General features: G+C 64.5%; 18 protein-coding genes. 7 read left to right on the top strand and 11 right to left on the bottom strand.

Annotation, left to right across the window (positions count from 1 at the left end):
• Positions 1-79: 79 nt before the first annotated feature.
• The gene (locus B4F51_RS13720) at positions 80-247 is read right to left on the bottom strand and encodes a hypothetical protein (protein ID WP_296226377.1); all 168 of its coding nucleotides are present in this window, start codon (positions 245-247) and stop codon (positions 80-82) included.
• A gap of 395 nt (positions 248-642) precedes the next feature.
• On the opposite strand from B4F51_RS13720, the gene bioA reads away from it, so the two are divergent.
• The 5 genes from bioA to B4F51_RS13695 all read left to right on the top strand — a co-directional run bounded on the left by bioA (position 643) and on the right by B4F51_RS13695 (position 5,198).
• A complete protein-coding gene (gene bioA / locus B4F51_RS13715; protein ID WP_296226375.1) occupies positions 643-2,049 on the top strand; it encodes an adenosylmethionine--8-amino-7-oxononanoate transaminase in 1,407 nt (468 codons plus the stop codon).
• Positions 2,036-3,286, top strand: a complete 1,251-nt coding sequence (gene bioF, locus B4F51_RS13710) for an 8-amino-7-oxononanoate synthase (RefSeq protein WP_296226373.1) — start codon at positions 2,036-2,038, stop codon at positions 3,284-3,286. Before bioA ends, bioF begins: the two co-directional genes overlap by 14 nt.
• A 13-nt stretch (positions 3,287-3,299) precedes the next feature.
• Entirely contained in the window at positions 3,300-3,989 is a 690-nt protein-coding gene (gene bioD / locus B4F51_RS13705; RefSeq protein ID WP_296226371.1) for a dethiobiotin synthase, read from the top strand.
• 56 nt (positions 3,990-4,045) lie between these two features.
• Entirely contained in the window at positions 4,046-4,564 is a 519-nt protein-coding gene (locus tag B4F51_RS13700; RefSeq protein WP_296226369.1) for a hypothetical protein, read from the top strand.
• Between the two features lie 124 nt (positions 4,565-4,688).
• The gene (locus B4F51_RS13695; protein ID WP_296226367.1) at positions 4,689-5,198 is read left to right on the top strand and encodes a hypothetical protein; all 510 of its coding nucleotides are present in this window, start codon (positions 4,689-4,691) and stop codon (positions 5,196-5,198) included.
• Between the two features lie 28 nt (positions 5,199-5,226).
• On the opposite strand, the gene B4F51_RS13690 is transcribed toward B4F51_RS13695, so the two are convergent.
• The 7 genes from B4F51_RS13690 to B4F51_RS13660 form a co-directional block, all read right to left on the bottom strand.
• Positions 5,227-6,354, bottom strand: a complete 1,128-nt coding sequence (locus B4F51_RS13690; protein ID WP_296226366.1) for an amidinotransferase — start codon at positions 6,352-6,354, stop codon at positions 5,227-5,229.
• Positions 6,351-7,394, bottom strand: coding sequence for a KamA family radical SAM protein (locus B4F51_RS13685; protein ID WP_296226364.1), 1,044 nt, complete (start codon positions 7,392-7,394; stop codon positions 6,351-6,353). The genes B4F51_RS13690 and B4F51_RS13685 overlap by 4 nt, the downstream gene beginning before the upstream one ends.
• A gap of 17 nt (positions 7,395-7,411) precedes the next feature.
• Positions 7,412-8,776 (bottom strand): aspartate aminotransferase family protein, encoded by a 1,365-nt coding sequence (locus B4F51_RS13680; protein WP_296226362.1) that lies wholly within the window; start codon positions 8,774-8,776, stop codon positions 7,412-7,414.
• Positions 8,777-8,934: 158 nt separating this feature from the next.
• Positions 8,935-9,819 (bottom strand): DUF817 domain-containing protein, encoded by an 885-nt coding sequence (locus B4F51_RS13675; protein ID WP_296226360.1) that lies wholly within the window; start codon positions 9,817-9,819, stop codon positions 8,935-8,937.
• The gene (locus tag B4F51_RS13670) at positions 9,820-10,038 is read right to left on the bottom strand and encodes a DUF1653 domain-containing protein (protein ID WP_296226358.1); all 219 of its coding nucleotides are present in this window, start codon (positions 10,036-10,038) and stop codon (positions 9,820-9,822) included.
• Between the two features lie 7 nt (positions 10,039-10,045).
• The gene (locus B4F51_RS13665) at positions 10,046-10,393 is read right to left on the bottom strand and encodes a hypothetical protein (protein WP_296226357.1); all 348 of its coding nucleotides are present in this window, start codon (positions 10,391-10,393) and stop codon (positions 10,046-10,048) included.
• A 95-nt stretch (positions 10,394-10,488) separates the two neighbouring features.
• Positions 10,489-10,893 carry an SRPBCC family protein gene (locus B4F51_RS13660; protein ID WP_296226355.1) on the bottom strand — a complete coding sequence of 135 codons (405 nt, stop codon included), beginning with the start codon at positions 10,891-10,893 and terminating at the stop codon, positions 10,489-10,491.
• Positions 10,894-11,134: 241 nt separating this feature from the next.
• Here B4F51_RS13660 and B4F51_RS13655 point away from each other — a divergent pair, with 241 nt between their 5' ends.
• A complete protein-coding gene (locus tag B4F51_RS13655; RefSeq protein WP_296226353.1) occupies positions 11,135-11,473 on the top strand; it encodes a zinc ribbon domain-containing protein YjdM in 339 nt (112 codons plus the stop codon).
• Positions 11,474-11,492: 19 nt separating this feature from the next.
• Here the strand turns inward: B4F51_RS13655 and B4F51_RS13650 are convergent, their stop codons facing one another.
• Positions 11,493-12,731 (bottom strand): multidrug effflux MFS transporter, encoded by a 1,239-nt coding sequence (locus B4F51_RS13650; RefSeq protein ID WP_296226350.1) that lies wholly within the window; start codon positions 12,729-12,731, stop codon positions 11,493-11,495.
• A gap of 111 nt (positions 12,732-12,842) precedes the next feature.
• On the opposite strand from B4F51_RS13650, the gene B4F51_RS13645 reads away from it, so the two are divergent.
• Positions 12,843-13,727 carry a LysR family transcriptional regulator gene (locus tag B4F51_RS13645; protein WP_296226349.1) on the top strand — a complete coding sequence of 295 codons (885 nt, stop codon included), beginning with the start codon at positions 12,843-12,845 and terminating at the stop codon, positions 13,725-13,727.
• Positions 13,728-13,911: 184 nt separating this feature from the next.
• Here the strand turns inward: B4F51_RS13645 and dbpA are convergent, their stop codons facing one another.
• Positions 13,912-15,309, bottom strand: a complete 1,398-nt coding sequence (gene dbpA, locus B4F51_RS13640; protein ID WP_296226347.1) for an ATP-dependent RNA helicase DbpA — start codon at positions 15,307-15,309, stop codon at positions 13,912-13,914.
• A 14-nt stretch (positions 15,310-15,323) separates the two neighbouring features.
• Positions 15,324-15,509, bottom strand: coding sequence for a hypothetical protein (locus B4F51_RS13635; protein WP_296226346.1), 186 nt, complete (start codon positions 15,507-15,509; stop codon positions 15,324-15,326).
• Positions 15,510-15,544 lie beyond the last annotated feature (35 nt).

Below are 15,544 nucleotides of genomic sequence, written 5' to 3'. Positions count from 1 at the left end.
CTTAACTGAACGGCATTAGCGCCGATGCGCCGTTCTTTTACGTGCCTTCGCGGCATGGCTGACGATTCAGCCGCAGGCCTCAGCCCAGGTACGAACCCGACTTGCCAACCACTTCTGCGTACACCAGGTTGTCATCCCAGCCCTTGCGGAAATAATCGATCACTGCACGCAGCAGCGACGTACGGTTGGCAGCTTGGATTTGCGCTTCGCCGGCGAACTTCGGCGTGTAATAAGCTTGCTGGATCATGATGTTCTCTCTCGTTGCGTTATTTAGGGTTTTCCCTAGTATAGGGTTATCCCTAGGACCAGGCAATGATGCAACGCAAACGTGCAGTCCATTCTGAACATCACTCAAGGTAAATAATCAGCCGGACGTCTCGCCCCTGGCGCAGCTTCCATGGTCGAGCTCGATCGAGATCCGCTCAATGTGATTCGCGAGACACTTTTTGTTGTGCCAGAAAAGATTTTTTAACGACAAGTTCCGCGCAGGACGTTGAAAATCCGCCGAAGAAGCACGCTTCTTCTTTCTTTGTCTGCCTATACGCTGGCAATTTCATCCAACGTGCGGGCTTGTTGTTTGATCAACAAGCCCTCTACCATACGCCGCCGAATCCCCCCGCTTCTGTTTCAAGGAGGCCTCGAATGGCGTATCCCCCAATCCCAGTGCCGGTTGACGGCGCGCCCAGCGCCAATACGGCATGGCAGGCGCGCAGCCGCGCGGCCGTCTGGCATCCGTGCACCCAAAATGCGCGGCTCGATGCCATGCCGCCGCTGCCGATCGCACGCGGTCAGGGGCCGTGGCTGATCGACTTTGACGGCAAGCGCTACCTGGACGGCACCAGTTCCTGGTGGGTCAATCTCTTCGGCCATGCGAATCCGCACATCAACGCGGCGCTGAAGACCCAGCTCGATTCACTGGAGCACGTCATGCTGGCGGGGGCCACGCATCGGCCGGCAGTGGAGCTGGCTGAGCGCCTGATCGATCTTACGGGCGGTGTGCTCGGCCACAGCTTCTTCGGCTCCGACGGCGCTTCTGCCGTGGAAATCGCGCTCAAGATGAGCTTCCACGCCCATCGCAATGCAGGGCAGGGCGCACGCAGCCGTTTCGTCTGCCTGGAGCACGGCTACCACGGCGAAACGCTCGGTGCGCTGGGCGTGACCGATGTCGCCGTCTTTCGCGATGCGTATGACCCGCTGATCCTGCAATCCCACCGCGTGCCGTCGCCCGATGCGCGCCTGGCCGCCCCGGGCGAAACCGCTGCCGACGTGGCCGAACGCGCCCTGGCCGCCTTGCGCGACTGCCTGAGCGCCCACGCCGGCACCATCGCCGCCGTCATCATCGAACCGCTTGTGCAGTGCGCCGCCTGCATGGCCATGTACGACGTGAGTTATCTGCGCGGCGTGCGCGCGCTGTGCGATGCGTTTGGCGTGCACTGGATTGCAGACGAAATTGCCGTCGGCTGCGGCCGCACCGGTACTTTCTTTGCATGCGAGCAGGCGGGCGTGTGGCCGGACCTGCTGTGCCTGTCCAAGGGCATCAGCGGAGGGTATCTACCGCTGTCGATCGTGTTGTCGCGCGATGCCATCTACAACGCCTTCAACGACGATGCGCCCGTGCGCAGCTTCCTGCATTCGCATTCGTATACAGGCAACCCGCTGGCCTGCCGCGCGGCGCTGGCCACGCTCGATCTGTTTGCAGAAGAAGACGTCTTTGCGCGCAATCGCGTGACCGCCGCGCGCATCGCCCAGGGGCTGGCGCCGCTGTCGCACGATGCACGCTTCGCCCATTTGCGGCAGACGGGGATGATCACCGCGTTCGACGTGCATTCCGAAGTGGCCGGCGCGCGCTTTGCAGAACGCTTTGCGCTCACTGCGCGCACGCATGGGCTGCTGCTGCGCCCCATCGGCAACACGGTCTATCTGCTGCCGCCCTATGTGCTGACCGACGCCGAGACCGATACCCTGGTCGAGCGCACGCTGCAGACGCTTGAAGACACGCTTGCCCAAGCCACGGGCGCGCACGAAGGAGACACCTATGCGATTGCTTGACGACCTGCAGGCGGGCCTGGACGCTATCGACGCTGCGCACCTTCGCCGCGTGCGCCGGACAGCCTTTAGCCCGACCGATCGCAGCCAGCGCATCAGCATGCCGGGCGAGGGGCCGCGCGAGATTCTCGGCTTCTGCGGCAACGACTACCTTGGCCTCGCCGCCCATCCCGCCTTGGCCGAGGCCGTGGTCGAGGGCACGCATGAATACGGCTTCGGCAGCGGCGGTTCGCACCTGGTCAGCGGCCATTCCGTCGCTCACACCCGCCTGGAAGCGCGCATGGCAGCGCTGCTAGCCCCGCACATCCCCGAGGCCGATGCGCTGTTCTTCTGCACCGGCTACATGGCGAATCTGGCCGTGGTGAGTGCCATGGCACAGGCCGGCGGTATGCGCCCGGCAGAAGAGTGCACGATCTTTTCCGATGCGTTGAACCACGCCTCGCTCATCGACGGCGCACGGTTGTCGCGCGCACCGATCAAGGTCTATCCGCACGTCGATCTGGCGGCGCTGGAGGCGCAACTGGCCGCCAGCACCAGTCGCAATAAGCTGATCGTGACCGACGGCGTGTTCAGCATGGACGGCGACATCGCGCCGCTGCCTGAGTTGCTCGCGCTGGCCGAGCGTTTCGATGCGTGGCTGATCGTGGACGATGCGCACGGCCTGGGCATACTCGGTGAGAACGGCGCGGGCGTGTTGTCGCACTTTGGGCTGCGTTCGGAGCGGATCATCTATGTCGGCACGTTCGGCAAGGCTGCAGGCGGTTCGGGCGCAGCCATCGTCGCGCATCGCATGGTGATCGACTGGCTGATCCAGCGTGCGCGTACGTATATCTTTACGACGGCGACGCCGCCCGCGATTGCCTGTGCGGTGGAGGCAGCGCTCGATGTCATTGCCAGCGAGGAGGGCGCCGAACGCCGCGCTCGCCTGAGCCGCCATATCGCCATCTGGAGCGCCCACGCCGAGCGCCTGGCTGCCCGTTTCGGCTGGCAGTGGATGCCGTCGCCCACGGCCATCCAGCCGTTGGTGATCGGCGAAAACGCCCCGGCGCTGGCCCTGGCCGCTGCCTTGGAGCGCGAAGGCATCCGCATCGCCGCCATCCGTCCGCCAACGGTGCCGCTGGGCACGGCGCGGCTGCGCATTACGTTGTCGGCTGCGCATACTGAAGAAGATGTCGCACGGTTGGCGCAGGCGCTGGAAGCGGCCGGCCAATTGCAGCATCCGCCTGCTAAAGCTGCTTAGCCCGTTGCCATCCATGCCTGCACGATTCGACTGCTTCGTCACCGGCACCGATACCGAGATCGGCAAGACGCTGGTGAGCGCGGCCTTGCTGACCAAGCTGGCCGACGCCGGTTACCGCACCGCCGGTCTCAAGCCGATTGCCGCCGGTACCTTGTCCGTTGCACCTGCGCGCACCAACGAAGACATCGAGCAACTGCGCGCCGCCGCTTCGGTCGACTTGCCGCTTACGACGATCTGCCCGTGGCTGCTAGGCGCGCCGATGTCACCGCACCTTGCTGCCGCGCGCGAGGGCGTGACCATTACGCTGCCGCCCATCCTCGACGCATTCGTGCAGGCCAGATCGCTGGCGGATGCTGTGGTGGTGGAGGGTGTGGGCGGCTTTCGCGTGCCGCTGTCGGACGACTTCGATACGGCGGAGATGGCGGTCGGGTTGGACCTGCCGGTGGTGCTGGTCGTGGGGCTGCGCCTGGGCTGCCTGAACCACGCCGCACTCACTGCCGAAGCGATTGCCGCGCGCGGGCTGCGCCTGGCCGGCTGGGTCGGCAACGTGGTCGATCCCGCCATGGCGGGGCTTGCCGACAACGTTGCCACCCTGCGCCACTGGATCAACGTGCCCCACCTGGGCACCATCCCGCGCCTGCCGCATGCCGATGCGCGCTTGGCCGCGGCGCACCTCGACATCACCCCGTTGCTTGTGCAATGAAACGCTGCGCGGCGCTACACTGCCCGCTTTGAATCTGCTGGATGGAGGCGGCTGTCATGCGCGCGATGCGTTGGCTGGTGGTCACGGCAATGGTGGCCGTGATGGCGGGATGTGCGGCGTTGGAATCCCCGGTGACCAAAGGACAGCGGCTGATCGGCGACGATCAAGCCACGGTGCAAGCGCAATTCGGCCCGCCGCGCGAGGCCTACCCGCTCGATGGCGGCACGCGCTGGCTGTATCCGACCCAGCCGTATGGCCAGTTCACCTACGCCGCCGACTTTGATGCCGGCGGCAAACTCATCGCTTTCAAGCAAGTGCTGAGCAGCCTCGAATTTGCCCAAGCCAAGATCGGCGTCTGGACCCGGGACGACGTGCTGCGGCATTTCGGCAAGCCGGTCGAAACGGCGTACTTCTCCCGCATGGATCGGCTGGTCTGGTCGTACCGCTTCAAGTCGGACGACGTCTGGCCATCGCTGATGCATTTCTACTTTGACGCGGCCTGCGTGCTGCAGCTCACGCAGATCACCCCCGACCCGCTGTACGACCCGGACCGTCCTCGCCTTTTCCGTCGATAGTGGCGTAGCCATTGATCGTTGATGTGGCGCAACCCGCGTGTGCGCTCAGGGTTCCTCCTGCATTGCGCGCCCCGCCCAGCGACCTAAGCTTCAAAACAGGGGAACAAGGAAGTGGGGGTGCGCCATGCTGATGCATCGCTGGATCGACATCGATCCGATCGAAGCGGAACATCATCCGCTGTATGGCATTGCCGGGTGGCTGCCATGGGTGCTCGCCATCGCGATTGCGGGGCCGACGTGGGTGTTCTGGCAAGGGTTGTCGATCGACGCCTTGCAAGTGGCTGGCGCCGATCTCTTCAACGCCGATACGCCGGGCAGCGGGGCCGTCAACCTCACCACGCTGTTGTACCTGATCTCTTGCGTGACGGTGCTGGTGCTGGCCATCACGCACGACAGCGCGTTCCGGCCTGCGATGATCGTGCATATGGCGCTATTGCCGCCGCTGATCGGACTGATACTGATGGCGGGCGGCGTTCCCGGCGCGCGCGCAACTGTCATCGAAGGTCTGACGGTGGCCGCAGCGATGATCCTGACGTGCGGCGTCTACCTGCAGTTCTCACGCCGCGTACGTGTCACGTTCGAACATCGGGTTCCGGCGCCGGCTGAGCTGGAGCGCCGGCACGCGGCAGGGTGAGGCCCAGGCACTCGGCCTGGCGCCAGCGCTAGAAATAGCTTTGCAGCGTCCCGCAGCGCCGGACGTCCAGCGTCGCACAGTGCAGTGAGCCGATGAACGGGTAGTACCCTTCAAAAGCGCACGGAATCGGCTTGAACCCCCAACGCCTGAGCGCGTCGATCAGCGGCGTCTGGCTGGCCTCGACGATGATGCGCTCGCCGTCGAGCGACAGCACGTTCAGGTGGATCCATTCACTGAGCAATCCCTGGTGCGGCACGGGCGTGGCGCTGCCCGGCGGTGCTACCAGCAACTCCCACGACTTGAGCACTGGCGGCAGGCGCGACAGGTCCAGATACGCCGGATTGACCAAGGCACGGCCCTCTGCCAGCGGCACGAAAGTCGAGTCCAGATGGATGGCCTCGGGGTTGATGCCGGGCAACACGTGGATACGGAAGTCTTCCCCCAGATGACGCTGCAGCCATGCGATGCCGGCGCGGTTGGTGGTGTGACTCAACTGCGTGAAGAGGTCGCGGCCGCAGCGGGCAAATTCGGCAGCGTCGAACACCGGCTCGAACTCCGAGACGATGTAGCGCATCGGCTCGCCCGGGGCAGGGCGCCGATAGCTCGCGTCGTACAACGCATCGGACAACTGCGGCTTGGGCGCCGCCGTCCAGCGGGCACCGGCCTGGAAATACGCCTTGAGCAGCGGCCGATAGGGCCAGATCTCAAAATAGCGGGTGCGGTCGGCCATCGGCGCTTCGATGATCTCGTCGCCTATCACCAGCATGACGTCGCGCGGGTTGGCAGCGCAGAAGCCGCTTTCCACCACCCATTCGGGTGTGGAAAACGATTGGCTGGCGGCTGGCAACTCCGGGCGCCGCACCTTGACGCCCTCGGCTTCCAGCAAGCGCACCAGATTGGCCGCCGCGCGACGGCCCGCTTCAACCAACTCGGGGGGATAGGGGTGTCCCTTGCCCTTGCCTGCGGTCAGGTCGCGCGCGATGGCATCCCACTCGCCCTCGGGCACGGTCACGGCGTTTACCACGTCCCACGCCGGCAGGATCGCCTCGTCCACGCAGCCGACGATCACCTCCTCCAGCGGGCTCCACTCGTCAACGCTCCAGACCACCGCGCCAGCCTGCGCGCCGAGCGCGGCGGTGTCGTGCGGCGCGTTCATTGCGCGGCTCCCATGGCGGCCAGGCGCGTATCGGCCGCAAGCGGTGCGGCCAGCTCGCGGTGGCGTGCACGCAGGAAGGCGCCGATGTCGTGGATGTCGGAGTTGGTCATGCGCCGTTTCTTGCTGTCGGTGCCCACGTAGACAAGCAGCGGCTGCGCCGGCCCGGACAGATCGGCCAGGCTGCGATACAGCGCGGCCACCTCATGGTCTTCCAGTGCAAAGTGCGTCGCGCCTTCCACTCGATCGAGCACGTACAGGTTGTACGGCAGGATCTTGTTGACATAGCACAGCTCCATCAACCGGCGCAGGGTCTGCGGCCGGTCGTTGACGCCACGCAGCAGCACGCACTGGTTGTAGATCGGCACACCGGCTGCCCGCAGCCGCCGGGCAGCGGCCAGAACGTCGGGGTGGTCAACGTCGTCGGGATGGTTCAGGTGAGCGTAGTACCAGAAGTGCGGATGGGCACTGAAGAAGTCCAGCAGTTCATCGTCAAAGCGCTCGGGCATGGCGTTGAGCGCGCGGCTGTCGATGCGGATCACCTTCAGGTGCGGGATCGCCACCAGCCGGCGCAGCAGCGGCAGCAGTTGCGCATTGGAGATGGCCAGCGGGTCGCCACCGGAAAGCAGGATGTCGGAAATCTCGGGATGCGCCTCGATGTAGGCAATACCGCGATCGATTTCCTCGGCGGGCACGCGGCTCTCTCCAAAGCCGACCACGTGCTTGCGGAAGCAGAACCGGCAATAGACGAGGCAGCGGTAGGTCAGGATCAACGCCAGCCGGTTGCCGTAGACGTGCAGGATGCTGGGCTCGGGATGCAGATCCGATTCGCCCGTCGGGTCGGAGGTGTAGCCGGGGGCGGTCCACAGCTCGCGGGCATCGGGCAGAAATTGGCGTAGGGCCTCGGGGGAATACTCGCCGCTGAGCACGCGACTGCGCAGGAAGGTCGAGATGGCAAATGGATAGCGCTGGCTCACCGCATCCATCTCGGCCAATGGTTTGCCGGTGGCTTCGGACAGCAAGGTCAGGGTGCGTGTTGCCATAGATCCTCCCAGTGTGGTCAGGCGCCGAAGGCGTGCTGCGTGTGGCGGGCTCGGGTGTACGGGTTGCGCTGCAGAACGTCGTCAAAGCGTTCGAGCGCGGTATCGACGTCGGCATCGGTATGCGCCGCGCACAGCGTGATCGCCTCAGGGTGAAAGGGCAGCGCGCTCAGAAAGCCATACAGCCCGCGCGCCTGCAGGTCGGCCTGGCAGCGCAGATGGAAGGCTTCGTCCCACTGGGCGGCGATCTCGGGCAGGCTTGATGGCAATCGCTCCAGCCCCAGATACAGCCCGATGCGGCCACCGCATCCGTTGACCACGGCAGGCACGCCGTGACGCGCCAGCAACTCGCGCAGGCCGTGGATCAGCCGCCGTTGCAGATGCTCAAGATGCGCGTGGAAACCGGGCTCGGCAGTGGCTTCCAGGGCCGCCAGTGCGCCCACGACGTTCAGGATGCGGCCGGTGCTGGTGCCACTCATCTCAACGTTGCCGATCGGTGCGAGCCCATCCATCCACGCCTGGCGGCCGACCACCGCGGCAATGGGCATGCCGCAGCCGAGCGCCTTTCCAAGACAGGTCAGGTCGGGGGTCACGCCCAGTCGCGCCTGCGCCGTGCCAGGCGTCACGCGAAAGCCCGTCAACACCTCATCGAAGATCAACGCGATGCCGTGTTGAGTCGTCAACGCACGCACGGCCGACAGAAACGTCGCAGACGCCGGAATCACGCCAAGGTTGAAGCAGATCGGCTCCAGGATCACCGCCGCGATCTCATGCGCATGTGCCTGCAGGCAGCGGGCAAACGCATCGGTATCGTTAAAGGGCAGGGTGAGGCAAGCCTCGCTGAAGGCAGGCGGAATGCCGGCAGAGGCGGCGATGCTCTCCAGGCTGCCGTCGGCGCGCCGCAGGCCAAGGCGCGGGGCGCCATCGGTGCCGAACAGCAGGTTCTCGTGCAGACCGTGGAAATGCCCTTCGAACTTGACGATGCGATGCCGGCCGGTGCGCGCGCGGGCCAGACGCACGGCAAACATGGTGGCTTCGGTTCCGCTGTTGGCAAGGCGTACGCGCTCCGCGCAGGGGATGCGCTCGCAAAGGCGTTCGGCCAGTCGAATGTGCCGCTCGGTTTCCACTTGCAGCAGGAAACCGCCTTCTTCGAGCACCGAAGATAATGCATTGCGCAAAGCGGTCGGATTATGTCCGAGCAGCAATGCGCCCCAGCCAAGCTGGAAATCCAGATGCTGATTCCCGTTCAGATCAATTAAATACGGGCCATGCGCATCACGAAAATACCGTGGACCACCGGGCAGGATATTCCAGCCATTGGATACCCCTCCCGCCAGCACCTTGGCGGCGCGCTGGCGGGCGTCCCCCTCGTTTAGGTTTGCCATCTCTTTGATGATTTCGTGACATTGTTTTATTCATCGTAGAGAGGCATCCATGCGCCCGCAAATTAATCAAATAACGGGTTTACGCTTAACTCGATTGCGCCGAGATAATTGTGGTGATTTTTGTTTTTGGAAGATCCATATTGCATGGAAATTAAATCTCAGCCGAGCGGCCGCATATCGCCGACAGGCTGCGGCTTATTGACCAGCGTCACCATCACGTAGCTCATGATGGTCAGCAGGAACCATGCGCCGAGCTTGGCTGTAGACACCATTTCCCACCCCTGCAACTGGTTCGGATAGAGCCACGTGCGCGTGAACGTGCCGATGTTCTCCGCCAGCCAGATGAACAGCGCCACCAGCGTGAAGCCCAGCAGGAACGGCATGCGCCGGTGCATGCGATCGATGCGGAAGTGAATCCAGCAGCGTCGGAACGCTACGGCAATCAGCGCCATCAACACGTAGCGCAAGTCCCACCAGTAGTGGTGCAGGAAGAAATTTACGTAGATGCCCAGCGAGAGCAGGGCCGTCACCACCAGCGGTGGATGGTGCGAGAAGCGCAGGTCGAACTCGCGCCACGCCCGGGCGATATAGCTGCCCACCGCGGCATACATGAAGCCGGTAAAAAGCGGCACGCCGCCGATGCGCAATACCGATGCCTCCGGATAGATCCACGAGCCGACCGCCGTCTTGAACACCTCCATGCCCGTGCCGGCCGCGTGGAACATCAGAATCACCTTGGCCTCGTCCCACGTCTCAAGCTTCAGCCAGAGCAGGGCGACCTGGATGCTGACCGCGGCGATGGTCAGCGCGTCATAACGGGCGATCGACACATCGGCCGGATACCAGAGGTGCGTGCCAATCAAGAGAGCGACCATCAGCCCGCCGAACAGGCACGCCCACGCTTGCTTGATGCCGAAGACGACAAACTCGTGCAAGGCTGCCGCAGTCTGCCCATGGCGCGCAGCCCAGGCGCCGGTCAAATCTCGCCAATACGTAAAGCGGGCCCGCAGGCCCGCGCGTACCGAAGCCGTTTCCGCCGGCATTCAGTCGATGGGCACGAAACGCGGCACCTGTCGGCCGTCGACTTCCACCATCTCATGGAACATCGTCGACGGACGCGTCCAGATGGTGCCGTTGGCGGCACGGTAGACCGTCATCTTGATGGCGGGATCGGGTTCGTACGTCGCCTCGCACAGCCACTCGTACTCGCCGCCCTTGTAGTGGCGGTAGCGGTGCGCCTGCGTGTTCTTGTTGTTGTCCATGACGCGCTCAGTGCTGCGTGGGTTTGTCTTCTTCGTCCACGTACGGCATGTGTTTGCCTTCCTGCGTCTGCGCGCCGAGCTTGGCGTTCTCCATCGCTTGCTGGTACGCCAGCATGGCGGCAGCCACGGCTTCGGGTTCGCCATTGAATGAGATCACGCTCTCGCCGCAGTTCGGGCATTCACCGCCGAAGATGGCGTGGATGCCAGGCATGTCGCGCGGCTCCACCCCTTCGAATTCGGTAAAGGCGGTCTGGCAGGCGCCGCAGACCAGTTTTTCTGGACGCAGTGCGTCCAGCCGGGCATGCGCCTGTGAAATGCGTTCGGCTTGCGTGCCGCGTCGTTTAGCTTCGCCCATGGTGTCCTTCCTGCTTTCAAGTGGAACTTCGGATGATCGTAGGCCGGATCATACCGAACGGCGCGGCCCCCACGGCAGGTTCCGCGCCGGCTGGCTCACTGTTCCGCCAGCCGCTTGAGCGCAGCGAGAACGTCAGGAAAATCGGATGTCACCATGGGCCCGAACTCGGATGCGGCCGGCCCGGTGATCTCGGTGCGATAGACGATCCGCGTGTTGCCCGACGGCAGGCTGACAAGCTGATGGTCGACCAGCACGCGCGTGCCATCGACAACCGTTTCGTCGACGAAGCTTTCGTTTGGCCGGACGTCCACGAGTGTGCTGACGAACGGGTCCTGCCCGGGCGGCTGCATGGTGAACTGCGTGCCGGCGGCAAACGGCCCATGCAGTTCGATGCGCTCGATACCCGCATTCCAGTCGCCCCAACGGTCAACGTTGGCGAGCAGCGCCCAGATGCGGGCAGGGGAGGCAGACGTTTCGATGGTGTCTTCGTGAATCCACACGAGGGTCTCCGGGGTGTCTTCGATTGCCCCGGCACGAAGACCGTGCCGGCCGGCGCTGCCACGGTATAGCCCGCCGCCTACCCGGCCGCAAGGTGCGGCGCCCATCAGGCCCGAATGACAGCCGCATCAGAAAACGATGGGGTTGGCGCCCCGGCGTGACAGTCGTCAACCTGCCTGCCATGTCGCGGCTGCTATAGTACGGCCCCTTTTTCTTTTTCCTCCTCCTCGACAGCGAGCCGCTATGTCCACAATTCCAGCTTGTCCGAAATGCGCTTCGGAAAACACCTACCCGGATGGCGATCTCTACATCTGCCCGGATTGCGCGCATGAATGGAGCGCATCGGCACCGGAAGAAGAAGCGGAAGCCGAGGTCGTCATCAAGGACGCCAACGGCAACGTGCTGAACGCTGGCGATTCGGCCACCCTCGTCAAGGATCTGAAGCTCAAGGGCGGGTCTGGCACGCTCAAGGCCGGCACGAAGATCAAGAACATCCGCTTCGTCTCGGGCGACCATCCGATCGACTGCAAGATCGACGGCGTGAGCTACCTGCTCAAGCCGGAGTTCTTGAAGAAGGCTTGAGCGGAGCCCCCGCAGTCCACTAGCGCGCCGGGCAGGCCGCTGCGCCGACCGCCTCGGCCTGCCGCGCCAGACGCAAACACAGCGGAAACGCCACGCATCCGAAGGCCGCCACGCACGCCACGAACGCCGCCAGCGCGGAAACCGTGCCGGGCAACGCGGCCACGGTATAGATGGCCGCCGACCCGGCCATCAAATGCATCGCCCCCATCAGGCCCGAGGCCGCTCCCGCCGTGGCGGGAAAGCTCGTCACGCCGCCCGCGAACGACAGCGGCACCAGAAAGCCATTGGCCAGCGTGATGATGGAGATGGCAAGGATCACCGGCCAGGGCGTGCTCACGCCAGCCAGCGCCACGCCCACCAGGCATACCGCGCCGAGCGCGAAGAATGCATAGCCGACGCCGAGCAGGCGATCCAGCGCATACCGGCCCGCAAAATGCCGCGACACAAGGTTGCTGAAGATATACGTGACCGACAGGCTGATGTAGCACGTGCTGGCCGCCTTCGGTCCAAGCCCCATGTGCTCAAGGATCACCGGAGATGCCGCCAGGTAGCCCAGGTAAGCGGCATAGGCAACGCACAGGTTGAGCGCATACGTCCAGAAGCGCGGCTGCCCCAGCAGCATCGGGTAATTGCGGAACGTGACGAACGCGCTGCGCTGCCGGCGTGCCTGCGGCATGGTCTCCGGGATGTAGGCCAACATCAGCATCACGGCTGCCACCCCAAGCATGGCCGTCAGCAGGAAGGGCGCGCGCCACGACACGTAATCTGTCAGATAACCGCCCACCCATGGCGCCAGCGCGGGCGATGCGCCCACGATGGGCATGATGGTCGTGAAGATGCGCGCCGCACGCTTGGCATCAAAGATATCGCTGATGATGGCGCGCCCGATCACCATGCCGGCCCCAGCTCCCAGCGCCTGGAAGATGCGGGCCAGGCCGAACAGCGTCACGTTAGGCGCCAGCGCGCAACCGACCGAGGCCAGCGCATAGACCGCCATGCCGCCAATGACCAGACGGCGGCGCCCATAGGTGTCAGACAGTGCGCCATACAGCGCCTGTGCCACCGCCAGCCCGATCACATACACGCTGAAGGTCTGCTGCAAGGCGGTGATCGGGGCGTCCAGCGCGCGAGCGGCCAGCGGCATGCCCGGCAGGTTGATGTCGGAGGCGACCAGCCCCGAGGCACTCAGCAAGACGAGGGTGGTCAGCAAAATGCCCTGGGGAATGGTCAGACTGGGCCGATGGGTGGCGCTATCCATTTCGAGTCCTTTCGCAGTCGTTGCGATGTTGCAGTGCAATGACTGTAGGCCCCGCCATATAATGCCGTCAAAGACTTAATTTGGCAGATTTGATGCAATAAAGGACTGATCATGGAGCTGCAGCAACTCCGGTACTTCGTCGCCGTGGCTGAGACGGAAAACGTCGGGCGTGCCGCCGAGCGCCTGCATATTTCGCAGTCGCCGCTGTCGCGCCAGATCCGTCAACTCGAAGACCACCTCGGGCTGCAACTCTTCGAGCGCGTCAAGCAGCGCGTGCGCCTCACCACAGCGGGCCGCGAGTTTCTTGGGGAAGCACGCAACCTGCTGGCGCAGGCCGAACGCGTGGAGGAGCAGGCGCGCCGGGCGGGCAGGGGCGAGGCCTGCACACTCGGTATCGGCTATTGCGAAGGCGTGATCCACAGTGGGCGGCTGCCGACCGCCCTGCGCCAATTCCGGGCGGACTATCCGCATGTGAATCTGAGGCTTTCCGCCATGCGCTCGGGCGAGCAGGCCGAGGCGCTGGAGCATTCCACCATCGACCTGGGCTTTGTCTACAACCTGCCCAAGTCGGCCGACACCCTGGCCAGCCGCCTGCTGACGCGTGAGCCGTTCGTGCTGGTGGCAGCGGCTGATCATCCACTGGCCGCCATGCCGACCGTCACGCCGCGAGACCTGGACGGCCTGCCGTGGATCGCGTTTCCCAAGGCGCTCAACCCGATGGGGCGTATGCGCCTGCTGGAGGCGTGCGAATCGTCCGGTTTCCAGCCGGATATCCAGTTCGAGGCACCGCAGATCTCGATCATCCTGGGGCTGGTCAGCGCCGGCCTGGGGGTGGCCGTGATGCAGGAGAGCATTCAGCGCCTGAATCCGCCCGGCGTGGTCTTCAAGCGCCTGGATTGGCTGCCGCTGGCGGTGGAAGTCCATCTGCTGTGGCGGGCGCAAGCGCGGAGTGCGGCGCTGTGCAACTTCATGAATGTGCTTGATTTGCAGGCATAAAGGCGTAGCGACATTCAGCAGCGGTTGCCGATAACCCTGCATCGCTTCTGCGACTCTGTTCCCATCAAATTGGGCGCATTCTGTATCTTGCGCTGCATGCCCCGCCGAAGCCTACAGCCAGGAAAAAGGGGCCCAGGGTAGGATGGAAAAGGTGTGCGGTCGTTTTAACGGCCGCACGCCGGCGTCACTCGTCCATCAACCGAACCCTGACCTTCTTGCCCTTCACCGTGCCCGCGTTGAGCTTGCGCAGCGCGTCGCGTGCAATGCCGCGCTCGACTGCCACGTAGGTCGAGAATTCGGTCGAGTTGATCTTGCCGATCTGGTCGCCGCGAAAGCCCGCGTCGCCGGTCAGCGCACCGAGCACATCGCCGGGGCGGATCTTGTCCTTGCGTCCGCCGAGGATCTGAAGCGTTTCCATCGGCGGCAGCAGCGCTGCGTCGTTGCCGGCGTCGAGCTCGTCGAGCTGATGCCATTCGACCTCGCGCCCGAGCACCTGCTCGATACCGCCGACGCGCCCCATCTCGTCCATGCTCGCGAGGCTCAGCGCCCAGCCGTCCTGATCGGCACGGCCCGTGCGGCCGATGCGATGCACGTGCACTTCGGGATCGGGCGTCACGTCGACGTTGATCACGGCTTCGAGCTGCGCGATGTCGAGTCCGCGCGCGGCAACGTCGGTCGCAACGAGCACCGAGCAGCTTCGGTTCGCGAACTGGATCAACACCTGGTCGCGCTCGCGCTGCTCAAGCTCGCCATGCAGCGCGAGCGCATGGAAACCCTGGGCGCGCAGCACATCGAGCAGATTGCGGCATTGCTGCTTCGTGTTGCAGAACGCGAGCGTGCTGATGGGGCGATAGTGCTTCAGCAGCCGCCCAACCGCATGCAGCCGCTCGTCTTCGGTCACCTCGTAGAAGCGCTGGCGAATCTTGCTGTCGTCGTGACGCTCTTCGAGCTTCACTTCCTTTGGATTGTGCAGGATCTGCCGGCTCAGCTTCGCGATCCCGTCTGGGTAGGTTGCCGAAAACAGCAGCGTCTGCCGTTCAGGCGGGCACTGGCGCACGACCGTTGCAATGTCGTCGAAGAAGCCCATGTCGAGCATCCGGTCCGCTTCGTCGAGCACGAGCGTCCTGAGCGCGCCAAGTGCGAGATTGCCGCGCTCGAGATGGTCCATGATGCGCCCCGGCGTGCCGACGACGATATGCGCGCCGTGCTCGAGGCTCGCCGCCTGCGGACGCATCGGCGTGCCGCCGCAGAGTGTCAGCACCTTCACGTTTTCTTCGGCGCGCGCGAGGCGACGGATTTCCTGCGCGACCTGATCGGCGAGCTCGCGCGTCGGGCAGAGCACCATCGCCTGCACGTCGAAACGGCGTGCATCGAGCCGCGCGAGCAGCGCGAGCGAGAACGCCGCAGTCTTTCCGCTGCCGGTCTTCGCCTGCGCGATCAGGTCGCGGCCCGCGAGCGCGATCGGCAGGCTCGCAGCCTGGATCGGCGTCATGTCGACGTAACCGAGCTGCGCGAGATTCGCGAGCACGGCGGGGGCCAGCGCAAGGGTGCTGAAGGAGGGGGCAGTCGGTTCGATGGTCATGTCGTTGTGTTGGGTCAATTGAACGGCCGGCCTTCGAGCTGCTCGTAGACAACCGTGCCGTCGTCGGCTTCAAAGCGCTCGACGTAGTTTCGCGCGCCGCATAGCGCGCAGCGGAACAACAGCCCTTGGCCTTCATCCTTGATGACGACGTCGGGCAGCTCCCACTGGGTGCGGCAGCTCTGGTTTTTGCAGGTGAACACGGTTTTCTCCGGGTGAATTCGTGGGGACGCGTCCG

The organism is Ralstonia sp. UBA689 (assembly GCF_002298975.1).
GTDB lineage: Bacteria > Pseudomonadota > Gammaproteobacteria > Burkholderiales > Burkholderiaceae > Ralstonia.
The sequence above is the reverse complement of the archived record's forward strand: the minus strand, read 5'-3'. Positions and strand labels throughout refer to the sequence as shown.